5 protein-coding genes and 1 tRNA gene are annotated in these 4404 nt (G+C 56.2%); all 6 read right to left on the bottom strand.

The annotated features are described in order from the left end of the window. Positions 1-927 (bottom strand): ADP-ribosylglycohydrolase family protein (locus tag VMW13_01785; GenBank protein ID HUV43539.1); only part of this gene is annotated, 927 nt, incomplete at its 3' end. Positions 928-961: 34 nt separating this feature from the next. Next, a complete protein-coding gene (locus tag VMW13_01780) occupies positions 962-1879 on the bottom strand; it encodes a ribokinase (protein HUV43538.1) in 918 nt (305 codons plus the stop codon). A gap of 28 nt (positions 1880-1907) precedes the next feature. After that, positions 1908-2786, bottom strand: coding sequence for a nucleoside hydrolase (locus tag VMW13_01775; protein HUV43537.1), 879 nt, complete (start codon positions 2784-2786; stop codon positions 1908-1910). Positions 2787-2868: 82 nt separating this feature from the next. Then, positions 2869-2945 (bottom strand) — tRNA-Arg (locus VMW13_01770). A 31-nt stretch (positions 2946-2976) separates the two neighbouring features. Continuing rightward, positions 2977-4140 (bottom strand): site-specific integrase, encoded by a 1164-nt coding sequence (locus tag VMW13_01765; protein ID HUV43536.1) that lies wholly within the window; start codon positions 4138-4140, stop codon positions 2977-2979. A gap of 44 nt (positions 4141-4184) precedes the next feature. After that, the coding region (locus tag VMW13_01760) for a hypothetical protein (GenBank protein ID HUV43535.1) at positions 4185-4404 on the bottom strand (220 nt) is incomplete at its 5' end.

Genomic DNA, 4404 nt, shown 5'->3' with positions numbered 1-4404 from the left:
AAGTCGGCACTGCTCCGGAATCTCGGAGAGGCCGATACGTATTACTTCCTCGACGTCATCGGTGACAAAGGCCGCGGCCAGCATTGCGGCAACGAACATTTCTCCGTATACCCCGTTCTTGACGTGGGAGACAACAGCATCGCGGTAGGCGAACTCGGCGGCCTTCTCCGGCCAGCCGGGGCATACATAGCCCAGGATATCGGCCCGAATCTGGGCACCTATCCACTCGCGGAAGGGATTGCGGTACGTGGCGGACTCCGGCGGCCAGAGTTGGTTCACCAGGTTACGGTAAGCCACCCGCTCGGCGGTATAGGTAAGGTAGTACGACAGCCGGCTGAGCCAGGTGTTGGCTACGTTTCGTGATGTGAAGTCCGGCCCGTGGTTCTCCAGCATGTGAAGGCCCAGCACCGGATAGTCCATGTCGTCGTCCCGGGCCATGTACTGGATTCTGCCCCGGGAGCAATCCGCCATCCGGAGTTCGAGCCCGTCGGGGTGATTGTCGACAAGTGGAAAGTAGTCATTAAGCGGCAGGGCATCGGCGAACCGCAGGTAGCTGTCAATCCGTTCCTTCTTCCAGCCCTCGACAGGTTTTCCCAGGATGCAGCCTGCTGCCCGGCCCAGCCAGGCCCCGTGAATGCGGTCGAACGCCTGTGCATCGGTGAGGTCGCACTCCATACGTCGCGGACCGTCCGGACGTTGTGCCCGGATATCTTCCAGCGTGCACGGTTCTACGTAGCGAAACGACTCCTTTGGTTGCAGGCCTTCGAGGCCGTTCAGGATGGCATAGAGGTCCATTCCCTTCAGACCGTCGCTCCTCTGTAATGCCTTCTCCACCCGCTCCTCGATAGTTTCGATATCGCAACCTTCCTGCTGGCGCTGCACAATCTCATTGCGGATAAGGTCTGCCAGTTCCTCAAACGTTGCCATTACTTCTGTCCTCCCTTGAGTGGCCGTATCGTTATCACACACTGTCCGAAGCTGAGAGAAACCTGTCCACCTCGGCGGCGGTGGGCATCGAGGTCTGTGCTCCTCTGACACCGGCTGATAACGCCGCTGCCGCAGATGCCCTTCGTAATGCCTCTTTCACCGGCATGCCGAAAGACAGGCTACAGGCGAAGACCCCGCAGAAGCAGTCGCCCGTCCCAACGGTATCGACGACGCTGACGGGGAAGGCTTTCTGGCGGTATGTATCCCGGCTGGTGACGAGTAGCGCCCCCTTTTCGCCAAGGGTTACCAGGACGTTGGCAACCCCCCAGCGCAGCAACTCGTTGGCCAGCACTTCGTTCTCGCCGTCGCCGACTATGGCCCTCAGTTCAGGCTGATTGCAGATAAGATATTCCACAGCCCGAAGTGTTTCTGCAGACGGTCTTTCCTGGCAGGCCGGGGCCATGTTCCACAGTACCGTCATCCTGCGTTGCTTACATTCCCGGATAATGGCTTCGGTGCTTGCCTGCGGTACTTCGTTCTGGAAGAGGGATACCACCTTTTCGTCCGGGGAATGCTCTGGAAAGGCAACGTCCCCAGGGTCGAAGAGAAAGTTCGCTCCGGGAGCCACGGCGATGACGTTTTCCCCACGCCTGTCCACGATTATCTGGGCGATGCCGGAATGGGTACCCTTCTTCACGGTGACATTCCGCGTGGATATACCCGCTTCTTCCAGGCTGTCCAGTCTATCGCGGCCGGGGGCATCATCACCCACGCAGCCGTACATCTCGACGGCTGCTCCTGCCCGTGCCGCGGCCACTGCCTGGTTGGCGCCCTTGCCACCGGGGAAGGTCTCAAAGCCGCCACCGGTCACCGTCTCTCCCGGCACAGGCAGGGTATCGACGTAGGTAACAAGGTCAGTATTGATGCTGCCGAAGACCAGTACTCGTCCCACTGCCGTATATCTCCGCTGTACCTGCCGGCTACTTAAACACGGAGAAGTAGTGCTCGAAGAACCGCGCGCTGTCCACCTGCAGGGCTACCTCATGCTTTCCGGTGTCGTCCGGTGTCCAGAGCGTCATTCCCGCCAGTCCCGGACTGGCAAGCTCTACCTCTACGGTCCCTTTCTCAAATCCGCAGATGCCGTCGTCAAAGATGGTCGTCGCTGCCAGAGGGTCATGAAAGGTGACGATATCTCTTCCCTGAAACCATACCTCTGCGAAGTCCAGTACGGGCCGGTGCAGTTCGTGTGTAAGCCGTTCCCGGAACTGCTGTACAGGCATGGTAACCTGGCGGGTTACATCAAGTCCGATAGAGCGGTGTATGCCCGTGGTTGCCTGGTACACTATTGCCAGCGCGTGGGGGTCGCAGATAGCGTTCCACTCTCTGCGCGGGATACCGGCCCGTAGATTACTGAACGACCCACACATCATCACCAGGCCTTTGAGGAGAGAGGGAATATCAGGGTCTAACTTGAAGAGGAGGCCGATATTGGTTAGTGGGCCAACGCTGAGCAGAATGACCTCCCCGGGGTGTTCGCGGATTGTCCGTCGCAGGAACTCTACGGCCTGCCCCCGGGGGAACTCGCTGTCATGCTCCCATTTCTGGAGGGCGACGGCCTGCGGTGCCTGTTTCTGTTTCTGAGGAATGAGCAGGGGTTCCTCACAGCCGGGATAGATGGGGACTTCCTTCCCGGCGACTTTGCAGAGGACGCTTGCCAGCATGGCCCGCCGGTCGGCTTCACCGGTAACCGTGGTTATGCCCAGGAGTTCGCATTCCGGCTGGGCAAGAAGATATGCCAGGCAGACGGCGTCATCAATATCGGAGCCGATATCCGTATCAAAGAGGACCTTTACTGTCACTGCATTGCTCCCTGTCTCTCCCGACTACATGTGGCGTGCCCATCATTGATTGCGAGTATGCCTTGGGGGTGAACCGGGTCTGTGGCGTCCCTGGCAGGATTCGAACCTGCGACCCGCTGCTTAGAAGGCAGCCGCTCTATCCAGCTGAGCTACAGGGACTTGAGGCTAAATTGCTATGTTCTGGCGCTCATTACCCTAAGGTTGGCGACAAAAAGGCGACAGAATATTTGTTGACCCCGGCCGGTAGCACTTCGTCCAGTAACGCCATAGCATCCTCTTGCATCCCCTCAATTATATGGCTGTAGGTATCCATTGTAAAGGCAACGCTCGCATGGCCTAGCGCCTCACTGATAACCTTTGGCTTTGCTTTACGAAGTAGCATAAGACTTGCGAAGGTATGCCTTAAATCGTGGAAGCGGACATTCTCCAGGCCGGCCCGTTTTGCTATCCTGGCGAAGTTATGAGTTAGCACACCAGGGTCTAGCGGCTTGCCTTCGGCGTTGGCAAAAACAAGGCTGTCCAGGGTAAGTTCTTTTCCTAGCTGCTGGTATAGGCATTCACGTTCCAGCTTGTATTCCCTCAAAAAGAGGGCTAACTTAGGCGTCATACTCACGCCGCGGCGGCTATGGCTTGTTTTAGGCTCATTAAACTGACAGACACCCCGACGCTTGTATAGCACCTGGCTAACTGATATTGAGAGATAATCGAGGTCAATTGAGCGCCACATTAAACCAAGTAATTCAGTCTGGCGAAGTCCGGTGCTCACGGCGGTATAGATTACGGGATAGAATTGATTACTCGAAGCGTTCTCCAGCAGTATTTCAAGCTCACTAGGCGTTAGCGTGCGCATGAGCCTTTTACGTGGTTTAGGTGGGTCAACAAGCTCACAAGGATTGCGGCCTAAGTAACCTTGTCGGACGGCGTATTTAAGAGATTGGTTTAATATCCGATGGTGATAGTGTACCGTCCGGGCCGATAGGTGCTCACAGGCCTTGCCGTAATAGGCTTGTATTGCTTGGGGGTGAAGGTGCTTTAGCTGAGTATGCCCCAAGGTAGGTATCAAGTGGTGCTCTACAATGCTCTGGACAGCATCAAGTGTTCGGATGCTACAGTTAACCCTAACATAACCATCTAGCCAGTTCTTAAGGTGCTCTGCCAGGGTAAGACGCCCAGGCGGGGCATACAGGCCCTTTTCGACGCTGACCAATAGCTCATTCAGCCTCTTTTGAGCATCGGATTTGCGTGTCGAGTGTATCGTTTCGAAGTAGCGCCGGCGTTTCCCATCAGGCCCGGTGCCGGTGTCCAGCGTGATCTGCCAGGAGCGCTCTCCTTTTTTGCGAATATGTCCCTTCATTGCTGTCTCCTTTCTTTAGATGTTCAAATTCAGTCCTCGTGCCATTACACAGGACACAGCTCACACCGCGTGCGAACCAATAGGGGGCGCAGTATGAACGGATCCAAAGCGTCGTCGATTACTTCAATTTTCTCATTCATCCTGTGTAGCATCCCGAGTATCTCATCGACCATGTATCGTGGGTACATATCTTGAAGCGCATTATTGCACACCGCTGCGACCTCTTGAGCCAGAGCAGTTTCAGTCTCATCGAATATAAGGTTT

This window comes from Dehalococcoidales bacterium, assembly GCA_035529395.1.
GTDB lineage: Bacteria > Chloroflexota > Dehalococcoidia > Dehalococcoidales > Fen-1064 > DUES01.
The sequence above is the reverse complement of the archived record's forward strand: the minus strand, read 5'-3'. Positions and strand labels throughout refer to the sequence as shown.

Coding starts and splice junctions, on each gene's coding strand:
- VMW13_01765 (HUV43536.1), bottom strand. CDS start 4,140: ATGAAGGGACATATTCGCAAAAAAGGAGAGCGCTCCTGGCAGATCACG.